Genomic DNA, 14479 nt, shown 5'->3' with positions numbered 1-14479 from the left:
TCGGTCTCCACCGTCACGTTCGGTCTGCGGCCCCGCGACCTGTGACTTCCGTGATATCCGGGACCTCGGTGAGCAGCTCGACGCCGGCCTGCCGCATCCGCTCGAGCGCGTCGCGGATCGTCGTCTCCGACACCCCTGCCGTGTAGGGCAGCAGCACCCGGACCCCGAAACCCTCCGCGATCGCGTCGAGCGCGGTGGCCCGCACGCAGTGGTCGGTGGCGATACCGACGATGTCGACATCGCTCACGTCGCGGTCGCGCAACCACGACACCAGCGCCGTGCCGTCGTCGTCGACTCCCTCGAATCCCGAATAGGCCGCGTCGGAAGCACCCTTCGAGAAGATCGCCTCGAACCGGTCGGTGGTCAGTTCCGGATGGAAGTCGGCGCCCGGCGTGCCCGCCCGGCAATGCGGCGGCCACGAGTCGACGAAATCGGGTTCGGGAGAGAAGTGCTCTCCCGGATCGACGTGGTGGTCGCGGGTGGCGACGATGTGCGCGTAGTCGTCACCGCGCACCTGCAGCAGACGGGTGATGTCGGACGCCACCTGCGACCCGCCGACCACGGCGAGCGAACCGCCCTCGCAGAAGTCGTTCTGGACGTCGACGACCAGTAGTGCGCGCATCGCACTCACCTCTCACGGACGAAACGGGTGGGGATTGCGGGATCCCCGGCCGAGAGCGTCAGACCCTCCCAGGGCAGACTCACCATGCTCCGGCGGAGGAACTCCCGGCTCTCCTCCAGGGTAGGCAGATCGTCGACCGGTTCGCCGCCGCGGATCAGCGGGATCATCAGCGGGTGGACCTGCGAACCCTCGCCCGGCGGAACCTGCTCGGCCCGCGCGGGATAGACGACCTCCTCGACGAGCGTGCCGGTTCGCCGCGCGTACCGCACGGCCTTCTTCGCGCCCCCTCGGGACTCCTTCGCCGCGCTGCGCTTCTCGACCGGGAGACCGTCGACCTCCACGAGCTTGAAGACCATCCCGGCGGTCGGGGCACCGGAACCGGTGACCACCGACGTGCCCACCCCGTACGCGTCGACCGGCTCCGCCCGCAGACCCGCGATGCCGTACTCGTCGAGATCACCGGACATCACGATCTTCGTGCCGGTCGCGCCGAGCTTGTCGAGCTGCTCGCGCACCTGGCGCGCGAGCACACCGAGATCACCCGAATCGATGCGCACCCCGCCGAGTTCGGGGCCGGCCACCGCGATCGCGGTGTTCACGCCCTCGGTGATGTCGTAGGTGTCCACCAGCAGGGTCGTCCCCACGCCGAGGCTCTCGACCTGGCTGCGGAAGGCGGACGCCTCGTCGCGGCCCTCCGTCGTGGTGTGCAGCAGGGTGAACGCGTGCGCGGCGGTACCCGCCGCGGGAATGCCGTACCGTTGCGCGGCCTGCAGATTGGACGTCGAGTCGAAACCGGCGAGATAGGCGGCGCGCGCCGCGGCGACCGCCGCTTCCTCGTGGGTGCGCCGTGAACCCATCTCGATGAGCGCGCGGCCGTCGGCCACACTCACCATGCGCGCGGCCGCCGAGGCGATCGCACTGTCGTGGTTGAAGATCGACAGGGTCAGCGTCTCGAGCAGCACGCACTCGGCGAAGGTGCCGCTCACCGACAGGATCGGCGAGCCGGGGAAGTAGAAGTCGCCCTCGCGGTAGCCGTCGATGTCGCCGGAGAACCGGAAGTCGCGCAGCCACTCGACGGTCCGCGGAGCGAGGAAACCGGCCGCGAGTCCGAGTTCGGCCTCGTCGAACCGGAAAGATTCGAGTGCCTCGATCAACCGTGCGGTGCCCGCGACGACGCCGTATCGCCGGCCCGGGGGAAGACGCCGGGCGAAGACCTCGAAGACGCACGGGCGGTCGCCCGTGCCGTCCGCCAGGGCAGCCTCGAGCATGGTCAACTCGTACATGTCCGTGAACAGTGCGGTGCCGGGACGACCGGCAGGGTGAATGGCTTCGGGCACCCGATCACTGTAGAGCCACGGCCTCCGAGCCGGGTTTTTCGCGGTGCTCCGAAGTCGTACCCTGGGAACATGGCGCCGTGTAGTACGACCACTCCGCTCGACGTCCGCTCGACGGCCGGCCAGGCCGTTCCGGTCATGGCAGGACAGGCCGTTCCGGCCGAAGCCGAAATCGTCGAGGAGATCGAAGCGGTCGACAAGCCATGGGTGACCGTGGTCTGGGACGACCCCGTCAACCTCATGCACTACGTGACGTTCATCTTCCAGAAGCTGTTCGGGTACAGCAAGGCCAAGGCCACCGAGCTCATGCTCAAGGTCCACAACGAGGGCAAGGCCGTCGTGTCGAGTGGTTCGCGTGACAAGATGGAACACGACGTGCAGCGTCTGCACGCCGCCGGACTGTGGGCGACGATGCAACGCGACGAATGATCCCCACAGGAGGGCCCGACCGACGTGCGGCAGTGGACCAGGAAGAACTCGCTCAGCGGGCCCAAGCTCCGGTCGGAGATGGACGCCCACGAAGCGTCGGTGCTGCGGTCGCTCGTGTCCTCCGTGCTGGGCATGCTCGAGGAACGCGCCGGACAGGCCCCGCAGGACGACCTCGCGGCGCTGACCGGTCTGCGCACCGGTAACGCCACCCCGCCCGAGATCCCGGCGCTGCGCCGCCTCCTGCCCGACTTCCACCGCCCCGACGCCGATGCCGTCGCCGATGTCGGAGACGACGCCGCCGACCTCAACGGTGCGATGCGGAGCCTGCACGAACCGAGCATCATAGATGCCAAGCTCGCCGCCGGCGCGGTCATCCTCCGCACCGTGCCCGAAGGCGGCGGCAAGGTGGTGCTCAATCCCGAACAGGCCGAGGCCTGGCTGTACGGACTCAACGATGTGCGGCTCGCGCTCGGCACCACCCTCGGCATCGACGCCGACACCCCCGACGTCCTCGACGACGACGATCCGCGTGCCCCGCATCTCGACGTCTACCACTGGCTGACGTGGATGCAGGACTCCCTCGTCCAGGCGCTGCAGCCGTGATCGTGCCGGGGCCGACCGATTCGCTGCTCGACGTGGCGGGTCTGAGTGTCGGTCACTGGCAGCGTCTCGACCCCGAGGTCACCCTCGAGGGTGCCGCCACCGGATGCACCGTCGTACTCGCCGACCCGTCGGCCGTCGCGTCGGTGGACGTGCGCGGCGGGGGACCGGGCACGCGGGAGACCGACCTGCTCGATCCGAGCCACTCGGTGCAGCGTGTCGACGCGGTCCTCCTCACCGGAGGCAGCGCGTACGGGCTGGCCGCCGCCGACGGCGTGATGCGCTATCTCGAGAAGAACGGCAGGGGGATCCCGATGGGCGCCCCCGGCGCGGTCGTCCCGATCGTCCCCGGCGCCGTCATCTTCGACCTGCCGGTGGGGCAGTGGTCCGCGCGCCCGACCGCCGATTCCGGCTGCACCGCCGCGGCCACCGCCAGCTCCACGCACTTCGACCGCGGCAGCGTCGGCGCCGGCACCGGTGCCCGCGCCGGGGCACTCAAGGGCGGCATCGGATCGGCGAGCGTACGGATCACGGACGGTCCCGCAGCCGGCGTGACCGTGGCGGCGCTGATGGTCGCCAATCCCGTCGGCTCGGCGTTCGACCCCGTGACCGGCCTGCCCTGGGGCGTCGACGCCGCACGAGCCGAGGAGCTGGGACTGTCGTCGCCCTCGGCGTCGGATCTGGCCGCGGCCCGCGCGCTCGGCGACAAGGGCACCGTCCTCAACACCACGATCGGTGTGGTCGCCACCGATGCGCCGCTGTCGAAGGCGGCGTGCCGCCGGGTCGCGGTCACCGGACACGACGGGCTGGGACGCGCGATACGTCCCGCGCATTCCCCGCTGGACGGCGACACGATCTTCGCCCTGTCGACCGGTACCGCCGACGTGTCCGACGCATTGCGCAACGCGCCGTCGATTCCGGCCTTCCCCGCGGAACTGCCGATCCTCGCCGCGGTGTGCGAGGCCGCGGCGGTGGTGGTCGAACGCGCGATCGTCGACGCGATCCTGTCCGCAACCTCGGTGGCCGACATCCCCGCCTATCGCGACGTGCTGCCCTCGGTCTTCGGCCGCTGACCGATATGTGACGGCAGAATGGTGCCATGACCATTCCCAGCGGTACCGGCGCCGACACCCGTATCCGGCCGATCTGGCAACGTGCCGGCCTGTGGATCGGGGGATTCGTCGCGATGCTCTACGGCATCGAGACCGTCGATGCGGTGCTCCCCGCCGATCTCGACGCGGCCGGTGTCGAACCCCGCACCGCCGACGGGCTGTGGGGCGTGCTGTTCGCGCCGATCCTGCACGCCGACTGGGCCCACCTCACCGCCAACACCGTGCCCGCGCTCGTCCTCGGCTTCCTGGTGCTGCTCTCCGGCATCGGGCGCGGCCTGGCCGCGACCGCGATCATCTGGGTCGTCGCAGGAGTGGGGACGTGGTTGATCGCGGGCTCGGGCGAGACCCACATCGGAGCGTCGAGCCTGATCTTCGGGTGGCTCACCTATCTGATCGTGCGCGGTGTGTTCACCCGCAAGGCCGGGCAGATCCTGCTGGGAGTCGTGGTGCTGTTCCTCTACGGCGGCATGCTGTGGGGTGTGCTGCCGAGCGAACCGTGGATCTCCTGGGAAGGGCACTTCTTCGGTGCGGTCGGTGGCGTTCTCGCGGCGTGGGCGCTGTCCGCGGACGCGCGTCGCGCCCGTCGCACCACTCCCTCGGTCGTGCCGCGCTGACCACCCGCGCCGACAACCCGCCGATCGGCCGCGCGAAGTGGCCGAACGATCCGCGCGTCACACTTTCCCGGCCACTGTGAGTCTGCGCCGCAATACGCGCGTTGGCTTCATCGAGGGACCTTCGGCATGGCAGCATGGCTGATATGCGCATGACCGTTCTGGGGTGCTCGGGCAGTGTGGCCGGGCCGGATTCCGCAGCCTCCGGCTACCTGCTGACGGCACCGGACACCCCGCCCCTGGTCATCGACTTCGGTCCCGGCGTCCTCGGCGCGCTCCAGCGCCACGCCGACCCCGGCGAAGTGTCGATCCTCCTGTCCCATCTGCACGCCGATCACTGCCTCGACCTGCCCGGTCTGTTGGTCTGGCGCCGCTACTCGCCGTCCCCGCCGCAGGGGCGGGTCCTCACCTACGGTCCCGCCGGCACCGCTCACCGCATCGGCGTGGCGTCCGCGGAGATCCCCGGCGAGGTCGACGACGTCAGCGACACCCTCGACGTCCGGATACTGGGCGACGGCGAGCCGATCCGGTTCGGGAGCCTGACCATCTGCCCGGGGCGCGTCCATCATCCGCCGGAAGCCTACGGTTTCCGTATCTCCAGCGATTCCGGTCGCACCCTCGTCTACACCGGCGACACCGGGATGTGCGACGAGGTGGTCGAGCTCGCGCGCGGAGCCGATGTGCTGCTGGCCGAGGCATCGTGGACCCACGCACCCGGGCAACGCCCGGAGGGGATACATCTGTCCGGAACCGAAGCCGGTCGCATCGCGGCTCTCGCCGGTGCCGGCGAACTCCTCCTCACCCACATTCCGCCGTGGACCTCCCGCGAGGACGTCATCGCCGAAGCCAAGGCCGAGTACTCCGGACCGGTCCACGCGGTCTCGGCCGGAGACGTGTACCGCATCTGAAACGCCCGTCCCGCGATCGCCTAGGCTCGGACGGGTGACGACACGAGAAGACGGCAGAGCGGACGACGAACTCCGGACCATTCGCATCACCCGCGGATTCACCAATCATCCGGCGGGCTCGGTGCTCGTCGAATTCGGGCAGACCCGCGTGATGTGCACCGCCAGCGCCGAGGAAGGCGTCCCGCGGTGGCGTAGGGGATCCGGGCTCGGCTGGTTGACCGCCGAGTACGCGATGCTCCCCGCCGCCACCCACACCCGCAGCGGACGCGAGTCGGTCAAGGGCAAGCTCGGCGGCCGCACCCAGGAGATCAGCCGCCTGGTCGGCCGGTCGCTGCGCGCGTGCATCGACCTCGCCGCGCTCGGCGAGAACACCATCGCGATCGACTGCGACGTGCTGCAGGCCGACGGAGGCACCCGCACCGCAGCGATCACCGGCGCCTACGTCGCCCTGGTCGATGCGGTCACCTACCTGCGTGCCGCAGGCCGCCTCGCCGACCCGCAGCCCATCTCGTGCCAGATCGCCGCCGTCAGCGTCGGCGTGGTCGACGGGCGTGTCCGCCTCGACCTGCCCTACGAGGAGGACGTGCGCGCCGAGGTCGACATGAACGTCGTCGCGACCGAGACGGGCACCCTCGTCGAGGTTCAGGGCACGGGCGAAGGTGCGACCTTCCCGCGCTCCACGCTCGACGCGATGCTCGATTCGTCGCTCGCCGGGATCGCGGAACTGTGCCGGATCCAGCGCGAGGTGCTCGCCGACCCGTACCCGGGTGCTCTTCCCGAGCCGGTCGAGTCCGAGACCGTCAAGAAGAAGTTCGGAGTCTGACGTGCGGGTGCTGGTCGCAAGCCGCAATGCGAAGAAGCTGCGCGAACTGCGGCGCGTGCTCGACCGCGCAGGGATCGAGGGCATCGAGCTCGTAGGCCTCGACACCGTCCCGCCCTACCCGGAGGCCCCCGAGACGGGGGAGACCTTCGAGGCGAACGCCGGGGCCAAGGCGCGCGACGGCGCCGCGGCCACGGGCATGGCGTGTGTGGCCGACGACTCCGGTCTCGAGGTCGACGCCCTCCGCGGCATGCCGGGAGTGCTGTCCGCGCGCTGGAGCGGACGTCACGGCGACGACGAGGCCAACACCGCACTGCTGCTCGGGCAGCTGCAGGACGTGCCGGACGAGCGGCGCGGGGCCGCCTTCGTGTCGGCCTGCGCGCTCGTCGTGCCGTCGGACGACGGATTCGTCACGACCGTCGTGCGCGGTGAGTGGCGCGGCAGTATCGTGCGCGAACCGCGCGGCGACAACGGTTTCGGATACGACCCTGTCTTCCGCCCCGAAGGCGAGGAACGCACCGCCGCCGAGCTGTCCGCGGACGAGAAGGACGCGCAGTCGCACCGAGGACGGGCACTCGCCCAGCTCGTACCCGCCCTCGCTGCGCTCGCCGCGACCGGTTAACGCACGCGGGCCTGCGTTCTGCGCTCCTCGTGGAGGGGTTCCGCAGCGCCGGTATGCGGCGTGGCAACGGCATCGGACGCCGGCACCGCGGTCGGGTCGGATGCGATCTGCCCATCCGGCTCGTCCCCGCGGGAGAGCTCACCTCCCACGACGGGCCAGCCCGCAGCGACCAGCAGTTCGCGGACCCGCTCGACGTCCTGCGGGTCGGGTTCCTCGTGGATCACCCCTGCCACGATCTTCCGGAGGGTGTCGTGATCCACCTTCCGCTCCGGGTGCTCGGACGCGGTCGCCGCTGCCGTCTCGATCGCCTCGAGGAGTTCCTCGTCCGTGAGTCGGCGTTTGAGAACGGCCAGCAACGCGAAATGATCCTTGGCCGGGATCCCTTCGGGATATCCCGCCCGTAACCAGTCCAGTACCACCCGTGGGTTCCACAGCGCCATCGTCGCCTCCTCACTCACCGCCCCGCGTCGGCCACTTCGCGTACGCAGTGCCGGGCGGGACCCCCTGTCGAAGTCACAGGGTTCCCGCCACGATAGCGAGGAACACCTGCTTCTTCCCGTCAGGGCAGTCACATCTCCGGTCAGGCACATCTCCGGTCAGGCACATCTCTCGTCAGGCGGTCGACAACCTCCGCGACGACGGCCTCCTTGCGAGGAAGCCCCGGCACAGCGAGCCCGGACCGATTTCCGCGTCCCGTGCGAGTCGCGGTTCCGCAGTTCGGCACCGCGAACCAGAGGCCGGCGCCGTGCAGGGGTGACGACAACGGCCGTGGGAGGAACATCGTGTTCCTCCCACGGCCGTGTGCTTTCGGGAACGTGCGACGCGTGCCTACCGCGCAGATCAGCCCGCGTCGTGTGACGAGAGTTCGTCGCCCTCTGCCTTCTCCGAGTCGTCGAGTGCCCACCGCATCTCGATGACCGTGCCCTCGGGGCCGGCCGAGACGTGGACGTCGCTGGCCAGATTACGGATCAGTGTCAGCCCGTGACCGCGTGAACGCCGGGCGTCGCTGTCGACGGCCTCGTGCCACGAACCGTGGTCGCTGACACGCACGAGCACCTCACCCTCGTGGGGCAGGAAGGTCGCCTCGTAGTCGAGGGTCCCGTGCGCATCGTCCGGCGCATAGGCGTGCTCGACGGCATTCGCGAGCGCTTCGTAGCTCGCGAGCAGAATGTCCTGTCGTCGGTCCTCATCGAGCGGCAGCTTCGCCAGCCACCGCCTCGTGACGACCCGCAGGCCTGCAATCTCGGTCGGGTCGGCTCGCACACCCGACGAACGGATCTCGTCGGGAAAGAGCAAGGCTGACTCCTCGGGGGCAGACGACATGACTCCTCGGTTCGTCGGGTGCGGCGGCCTACTCGGAGACTCCTTCCGGCGAGGCACCGAGGCCGGCGAGCGCGTCGTCGAGCTTCGGGTGGATCGCCAGGACCTCTCCGAGGCCGAGGAGCTCGAGCGGGCGTGCCGTGGCACTACCGTGTGCGACCACGGCGAAACCGACGGCGTCGGTAGCACGCTTGGACAACTCGACCAACAGAGCGATACCCATCGAAGCGAGAAAATCAACACCGCTGAGGTCGACGATCAGTCCGGTGATGTCGGTGTCGAGCAACCCCAAGGCTTCGTTCTCGAGCAGTGGAGCGCTCGTCATGTCGACTTCACCGTTGACGGACAGCACAGCAACGGAACCGTTGCGAGCTGTCGAAAGAGTCATATGTGGATGCGCGGTCAGTGGATCGTTCACCTTGTCATCATGCAAGATCGTGCCGACAGATGCACACATCGGTCCATTCGCCGTGGCTCCGGCGCTCAGTGGCCACCCTGTGAGCACGGTGTCGTGGAGTCTGTAATGTTCCCTTTCGACCAGGGAGGGAGGGGCGACCGAGTGGACATGCACCGAGCGCAAAGTGAGTCGGTCGAACCGCCGTCGTTGCTCCTCATCGAGGACGACCCCGGTGACGCACTCATCGTCGAGGAGCTGGTGGTCGACAGCGCCCCCGAGATGACGGTCGTGTGGGTTCAGACACTCGCGCAGGCCCGCGACGAACTCACCACATCCCATCCCGATTGCGTACTTCTCGACCTCCACCTGCCCGATGCGAGCGGCCTCGAAGCGGTCGCGCGCATCCAGGAGATCACCGATTCGGTACCCATCGTCGTCCTCACCGGCCTCGCCGAGGAACAGACCGGCCTCGCCGCACTCTCGGTCGGCGCCCAGGACTACCTCGTCAAGGGACGCGTCGAGCCCGATCTGTTCGGCCGTGCCGTCCGCTACGCCATACAGCGGAAGCAGACCGAGATCGCGGCGGCGGAACTCCAGGCGAGCCAATTGCACGCGCAGGAGAACGCCCGGCTCGAACGCGGTCTGCTCCCGTCTCCGCTCCTGCGCGACGCCCAGGACTTCGATGTCGTCACCCGCTACCGCCCCGGCCGGTCCTCCGCGTTGCTCGGCGGCGACTTCTACGACGTCGTGCAGACCGACGACGGCACCGTGCACGTCCTCATCGGCGACGTCTCCGGTCACGGTCCCGACGAAGCCGCTCTCGGGGTGGGGCTCCGTATCGCGTGGCGCACGCTCGTGCTCAGCGGCGTCGACGGTCCCCGGCGGCTGCAGCAACTCGAGGAACTCCTCGTCGCCGAACGCACCGAGAGCAGATTCTTCGCGTCCATGACCAACCTCACGATGTGTGCCGATCGACGCACCGTGGAAGTCACGAGAGCAGGGCACCCCGGCCTCCTGCTGCGCCACGCCGGAACCGTCGACTGGGTGGAAGCCCCCGGCGGCCCTGCTCTGGGCCTGCTGCCGGGAACGGCCACCTGGCCCGTCCACACGATGGATCTGCCCGAGGGCGGCGCGATCGTGCTGTTCACCGACGGACTCTTCGAGGGCCACCGCGGACCGGGACCGGAACGACTCGGCGAGGAAGGACTTCTCGAGCTCGCGCGCGAACGTGCCCATCTCTCGCCCGCCGAGTTCACCGACGCCCTCATCGACGGCGCCGAGAAGCTCGCGGACAGTAGAGGGGGACTGTCCGACGACGTGGCAGTCGTCCACGTGCAATGGAACAGGAAGTGATCATCACCGCATGACCGAGAGCGACGCAACGGCAGAGGCGGGGGACACGCGTCGCCCTCCGTCCCGGCGAATGACGGTCCAGGGCTGGTTCCTGCTCGTACTGAGCGTGATGGGGCTGTTGGTGATCGTCGGCACGGTGGTGGGCAGCTACTACCTTCGAGAGACGACCGAGGCCTCCAACTACGTGCGGGATCGCATCCAGCCCGCCCGAGCGGAGGCGTACCGCCTTCAAGGTGCACTTCTGAACCAGGAGACCGGCGCCCGCGGATACATCCTGGCTGCCGATCCCGACTTCCTCTCCCCCTACGAGCAAGGCAGGCAGGAGGAAGCTGCGGCCGCTGCCGAGTTGCGCACACTGGTGGGCGACGACGCGAAGTTGCTCGCCGACCTCCGGTCGATCGAGGTCCACGCCGCCGAATGGCGGCGTGTGTACGCCGAGCCTCTCGTCTCCGCGGTGATGCCGGGAGAGCCACGCTTCGTCGACCCCGCCGCCGTCGATGCAGGCCGTGTCGCATTCGATCGTCTCCGCGAGGCATTCGAGGTCCAGAACGCCGATCTCTTGCAGGCCAAGACGGAAGGTATCGAGTCACTCGAGGACATTCGGGCAACCCGTGATCGGATCCTTGCCGGCATGGTCGGGGTGTTCCTTCTCACCGGGGTGGGCCTCGCCGTCCTGCTCCAGATGATCGTGGTGCGGCCGATCCAGCGTCTGCGGCAGGCGTCGCGCGCCGTGATCGCAGGGGCGAACTTCGGGCGTGAGATCGAACCTCAGGGTCCTGCCGACATCTACGCCCTCGGCCGGGACGTCGAGGACATGCGCGAGCGGATCGTGCACGAACTGCAGGTCGCGCACGAGCGCGAGGAGCAGCTCGAGAGCCAGGCGACGGAACTCCGGCGTTCGAACTCCGAACTGGAGCAGTTCGCCTACGTCGCCTCCCACGACCTGCAGGAGCCGCTTCGCAAGGTGGCGTCCTTCTGCCAGCTTCTCGAGAAGAGGTACGGCGACAAACTCGACGAGCGCGGCACCCAGTACATCGCGTTCGCGGTGGACGGCGCCAAACGCATGCAGGTGCTCATCAACGATCTGCTGACCTTCTCTCGGGTCGGACGCGTCAGCGATGCGCACGTCCGCACCGAACTCGACGTCACGCTCGACGCGGCCCTGACGAATATCTCCCATGCCGTCGAGGAATCCGGCGCGAAGATCCTCCGGCCCGACTCTCTGCCGACGATCGTGGGCGATCCCACACTGATGATCATGTTGTGGCAGAACCTGATCGGGAACGCGATCAAGTTCCGCCACGAGGACCGGCCAGTGGAGATCCGCGTCGCCTGCGAGGAGATCGTCGAGGGAGACGACGAACTCTGGCGGTTCTCCGTGCAGGACAACGGCATCGGTATCGCCGAGGAGTTCGCCGACAAGGTTTTCGTGATCTTCCAGAGGCTGCACGGCCGGGATGTCTACACCGGAACCGGTATCGGTCTGGCGATCTGCCGCAAGATCGTCGAGTACCACGGTGGAGAGATCTGGCTCGACCCGCAGTATCGGGAGGGCAGTCGTTTCTGCTTTACGATTCCCAAGGCAGGCGACGACATGTCTGCAACCGAAGTCGCTCTGAAAGGGGCATCTGCATGAGCGTTTCCGGGCGGCCGATCGACGTCCTCCTCGTGGAGGACGACCCCGGCGACGAATTGATGACGCGAGAAGCGTTCGAGGACAACAAGATCGGCAACAATCTGCATGTGGTACGCGACGGCGAGGAAGCGCTCGACTTCCTCTACCGGCGCGGGGAGCATGCGGATGCTCCTCGGCCCGATCTGATCCTCCTCGACCTGAACCTGCCCAAGTACGACGGGCGGCAGGTCCTCGAACACGTCAAGTCCGACGACGACCTCACCGACATTCCCGTTGTGGTCCTCACCACCTCGGCCGCGGAAGAGGACATCCTGCGCAGCTACAAGCTGCACGCCAACGCGTACGTGACGAAGCCGGTCGACCTCGACCAGTTCATACGCGCGGTGCGCCAGATCGACGAATTCTTCGTCCAGGTGGTGCGCTTGCCGCGCCGCTGAGTTCGCGCTGCACAGACGAGATCGGGCGGATCCTGGAAGGGATCCGCCCGATTCGTGTTCGTGAAGGTCTCGTGGAGGTGGTGGTTCAGACGCCGAAGTCGGCCTTCACCTGCTGGGTGCGCTTGTGCTCGACGAAGAACGACAGGAACGGGATGGTGCCCGCCAGAAGCGTCCACACCGTGCGGGCGATCGGCCAGCGCACCTTGATCGACAGGTCGAAGGTGAGGACCAGGTACACCGCGTACACCCAGCCGTGCACGATCGCGATCCAGGCCGGCACGTTCTCGACACCGATGATGTACTTGGCGACCATCTCACCGGTGAGGATCAGCAGCCAGATACCGGTCGCGTAGGCGAGCACGCGGTAACGCAGCAGGGCGGACCGGATCTTCTTCCGGTCGGCGTCACTGACGACGCGCGGCGTGGTGGCCTGGCCGGACGCCTGCTCGGGGGTGGTGCTCACTGAGCGCTCCTATCGGACCTGCGCGCGAGCTGCGCGAGGTACTCGTTGTACTCGTTGATCTGTCGTGCGTCGGGATCCGCGGCCTCCTGCTCGCGGGCCTCGGCGAGCGTGCGCGGACGGGTGGGAAGAAGATCCTCGGGGATCTCGGTGGGCTCGTCCGGCTCGGACGGGCGTCGCCCGCCGGTGCTCTCGGCTTCCTGCTCCTCGGCCTCGAGGCGCACGAAGCGCCGGTAGGCGTAGACGCAGAAGAAGGCGAAGGCGGGCCACTGGAGTGCGTAGCCGAGATTCTGATAGGTACCGCCGACCGCCTCGAAGCGGACCCACTGCCAGTATCCGAGGCCGAGACATCCGGCCGCGGCCACCAGGACCAGAATGATCAGGGCCAACCGGCGGGGAGGGCGATGCTCGGACACGCCCTCGACGGTACCCGAACGGTGCACCGACCTGCCAAGACCGGTCGGTGCACCGTGGGTGAGGTCACGTGGTGCGCGAGGGGGGACTCGAACCCCCACGTCCGAAGACACGGATACCTAAAACCCGGGCGTCTGCCAATTCCGCCACTCGCGCCAGACCTCAGCAGGATACGGCATAGATGTCACTCCGGCGCGATACGGTGCTGCACATTTCGTCCGGCCCAGGTAGGCGTCTGACTGTGACAGTTGGGACAGAGGAAGCGAAGGTTCTCCGGGCGGGAGTCGCCGGGGTTCCCGTCGATGTGATCGACATGCAGGGTGAGCGGCCTTCCGTTCCATTCGGGTTCGATACCGCATCGGGTGCACCGGTAAGGGCGTCCGTACTCGACGAGTGCCCGTCGGAGCTGATCCGGTCTCGTGCGCCGAGAGCCGTACGGCTTCTCGATGAGCAGGTCGCGCCACTCGTGACGGACGTACGGTCTGCGCTCGGTTGTCCGGGGTCGCCCGGTGAAGTGGGAGGTGTCGATACCGAGTGCGCGGATCCTACGGCTCAGGTGGGTGTGGTGTCCGCCATTCGGTTTGAGGCCGAAGTGCCGCATGACCTCGGCGAAATTGACGCAGTTCCGAACCGCTTCTTCCAGCATCTCCTTCGTGTATTTGACCGGCCTCGCCATCACGCCACCTCGTCGGAATTCGATCCGATTCGGCCGGGAATCCGTTCGGATGATTCGTCGAGAACGCGACGTATGTTTCGGCCTGCCCACGTCGGCGTCTGGCTGTGGCAGTTGGGGCACAGGAAGCGGACGTTGTGCGGTCGGGAGTCGTTCGGATTGCCGTCGATGTGATCGATATGGAGCGCGAGTCGGGATTCGAGCCATTCCGGTCCGATACCGCACATCTCACACTCGTGGGCGCGACCGTATTCGAGGAGCGCCCGTCTGAGTGTCTTGGTCTCCTTCCGATTCGCACCGGCCGGTGCAACCGTGAGCACGTCCGACCAGTGCAGCCGGTTCCGGGCCGGTTGCCCCTTCTGGTGGGCCATTCCTCGGAAGTGGGATGTGTCGATCCCGTAGGCCTCGATCTTTCGGTTGACGACAACGTAGGAACCCCCGCCCGCCCGCAGTCCTAGATATCGGAGGACACCTGCCGTGCTGATGGACGCCGCCACCGCCTCCTCGAGTAGTTCCTTCGTGTATCCGATCCGCTTCCTCATCTCGCCCCCTGTCGAATGTGTGTTCGAATCGTCCGGAAGTTACCGCGTGGGCCCGACACGTTTTCGATCTTGCGATGCACGATCCACGCCGCCCGTCAATAGATAACAATTCGATAACGAAAAACGTGAGGGATTCCTCGGGTTCATGGACGTCCACACATCGGCGTAGCCAGGAATGACTCGGGTTAC

Annotated in this window: 18 protein-coding genes, 1 tRNA gene and 1 pseudogene; 10 read left to right on the top strand and 10 right to left on the bottom strand. The window is 67.9% G+C overall.

What is annotated here, in order from left to right; all coding sequences use genetic code 11:
- Positions 1-13 precede the first annotated feature (13 nt).
- Positions 14-622, bottom strand: coding sequence for an isochorismatase family protein (locus A8G18_RS06810; RefSeq protein ID WP_064063263.1), 609 nt, complete (start codon positions 620-622; stop codon positions 14-16).
- Positions 623-627: 5 nt separating this feature from the next.
- Positions 628-1959, bottom strand: coding sequence for a nicotinate phosphoribosyltransferase (locus A8G18_RS06805; protein WP_064063262.1), 1332 nt, complete (start codon positions 1957-1959; stop codon positions 628-630).
- Positions 1960-2028: 69 nt separating this feature from the next.
- On the opposite strand from A8G18_RS06805, the gene clpS reads away from it, so the two are divergent.
- From clpS to rdgB, 7 genes are all read left to right on the top strand, one after another.
- Complete coding sequence (gene clpS / locus A8G18_RS06800) at positions 2029-2385, top strand: ATP-dependent Clp protease adapter ClpS (RefSeq protein ID WP_060651197.1); 357 nt, start codon at positions 2029-2031, stop codon at positions 2383-2385.
- Positions 2386-2409: 24 nt separating this feature from the next.
- A complete protein-coding gene (aosR, locus tag A8G18_RS06795; RefSeq protein WP_024100511.1) occupies positions 2410-2988 on the top strand; it encodes an oxidative stress transcriptional regulator AosR in 579 nt (192 codons plus the stop codon).
- Positions 2985-4058, top strand: a complete 1074-nt coding sequence (locus A8G18_RS06790; protein ID WP_064063261.1) for a P1 family peptidase — start codon at positions 2985-2987, stop codon at positions 4056-4058. Before aosR ends, A8G18_RS06790 begins: the two co-directional genes overlap by 4 nt.
- A gap of 26 nt (positions 4059-4084) precedes the next feature.
- The gene (locus A8G18_RS06785; RefSeq protein WP_006554742.1) at positions 4085-4711 is read left to right on the top strand and encodes a rhomboid family intramembrane serine protease; all 627 of its coding nucleotides are present in this window, start codon (positions 4085-4087) and stop codon (positions 4709-4711) included.
- A 143-nt stretch (positions 4712-4854) separates the two neighbouring features.
- On the top strand, positions 4855-5616 hold the full coding sequence (locus A8G18_RS06780) for a cyclic nucleotide-degrading phosphodiesterase (RefSeq protein WP_064063260.1): 762 nt from the start codon (positions 4855-4857) through the stop codon (positions 5614-5616).
- A gap of 34 nt (positions 5617-5650) precedes the next feature.
- Positions 5651-6439, top strand: coding sequence for a ribonuclease PH (gene rph, locus A8G18_RS06775; protein ID WP_064063259.1), 789 nt, complete (start codon positions 5651-5653; stop codon positions 6437-6439).
- 7 nt (positions 6440-6446) lie between these two features.
- Positions 6447-7058 carry an RdgB/HAM1 family non-canonical purine NTP pyrophosphatase gene (gene rdgB / locus A8G18_RS06770; protein WP_064063284.1) on the top strand — a complete coding sequence of 204 codons (612 nt, stop codon included), beginning with the start codon at positions 6447-6449 and terminating at the stop codon, positions 7056-7058.
- A gap of 146 nt (positions 7059-7204) precedes the next feature.
- On the opposite strand, the pseudogene A8G18_RS06765 reads toward rdgB, so the two are convergent.
- The 3 genes and pseudogenes from A8G18_RS06765 to A8G18_RS06755 form a co-directional block, all read right to left on the bottom strand.
- A pseudogene (locus A8G18_RS06765) lies at positions 7205-7498 on the bottom strand (DUF3349 domain-containing protein); the annotation flags it as partial.
- Between the two features lie 400 nt (positions 7499-7898).
- Positions 7899-8354: an ATP-binding protein gene (locus A8G18_RS06760; protein WP_026003324.1), complete on the bottom strand. Its 456-nt coding sequence runs from the start codon at positions 8352-8354 to the stop codon at positions 7899-7901.
- Between the two features lie 55 nt (positions 8355-8409).
- Positions 8410-8766: an STAS domain-containing protein gene (locus tag A8G18_RS06755; protein WP_115311430.1), complete on the bottom strand. Its 357-nt coding sequence runs from the start codon at positions 8764-8766 to the stop codon at positions 8410-8412.
- A 177-nt stretch (positions 8767-8943) separates the two neighbouring features.
- Here A8G18_RS06755 and A8G18_RS06750 point away from each other — a divergent pair, with 177 nt between their 5' ends.
- The 3 genes from A8G18_RS06750 to A8G18_RS06740 all read left to right on the top strand — a co-directional run bounded on the left by A8G18_RS06750 (position 8944) and on the right by A8G18_RS06740 (position 12201).
- Positions 8944-10128, top strand: a complete 1185-nt coding sequence (locus A8G18_RS06750; protein ID WP_209447006.1) for a PP2C family protein-serine/threonine phosphatase — start codon at positions 8944-8946, stop codon at positions 10126-10128.
- 70 nt (positions 10129-10198) lie between these two features.
- Entirely contained in the window at positions 10199-11764 is a 1566-nt protein-coding gene (locus A8G18_RS06745) for a sensor histidine kinase (RefSeq protein WP_064063257.1), read from the top strand.
- Complete coding sequence (locus tag A8G18_RS06740) at positions 11761-12201, top strand: response regulator (RefSeq protein WP_016934293.1); 441 nt, start codon at positions 11761-11763, stop codon at positions 12199-12201. Before A8G18_RS06745 ends, A8G18_RS06740 begins: the two co-directional genes overlap by 4 nt.
- Positions 12202-12286: 85 nt before the next feature.
- On the opposite strand, the gene A8G18_RS06735 is transcribed toward A8G18_RS06740, so the two are convergent.
- The 5 genes from A8G18_RS06735 to A8G18_RS06715 all read right to left on the bottom strand — a co-directional run bounded on the left by A8G18_RS06735 (position 12287) and on the right by A8G18_RS06715 (position 14290).
- Positions 12287-12664 (bottom strand): DUF3817 domain-containing protein, encoded by a 378-nt coding sequence (locus A8G18_RS06735; RefSeq protein ID WP_016934294.1) that lies wholly within the window; start codon positions 12662-12664, stop codon positions 12287-12289.
- A complete protein-coding gene (locus A8G18_RS06730; RefSeq protein ID WP_026003323.1) occupies positions 12661-13077 on the bottom strand; it encodes a hypothetical protein in 417 nt (138 codons plus the stop codon). Before A8G18_RS06730 ends, A8G18_RS06735 begins: the two co-directional genes overlap by 4 nt.
- A gap of 69 nt (positions 13078-13146) precedes the next feature.
- Positions 13147-13231: transfer RNA gene (locus tag A8G18_RS06725), tRNA-Leu, on the bottom strand.
- 28 nt (positions 13232-13259) lie between these two features.
- Positions 13260-13676, bottom strand: a complete 417-nt coding sequence (locus A8G18_RS06720) for an HNH endonuclease signature motif containing protein (protein WP_342435194.1) — start codon at positions 13674-13676, stop codon at positions 13260-13262.
- A gap of 74 nt (positions 13677-13750) precedes the next feature.
- Positions 13751-14290, bottom strand: a complete 540-nt coding sequence (locus A8G18_RS06715; RefSeq protein WP_016934296.1) for an HNH endonuclease signature motif containing protein — start codon at positions 14288-14290, stop codon at positions 13751-13753.
- Positions 14291-14479 lie beyond the last annotated feature (189 nt).

It is taken from the genome of Rhodococcus gordoniae, from assembly GCF_001646655.1.
GTDB classification, from domain to species: Bacteria; Actinomycetota; Actinomycetes; order Mycobacteriales; family Mycobacteriaceae; genus Rhodococcus; species Rhodococcus gordoniae.
Note: the sequence above shows the minus strand (reverse complement) of the source record. Positions and strands in the feature narration are given on the sequence as shown.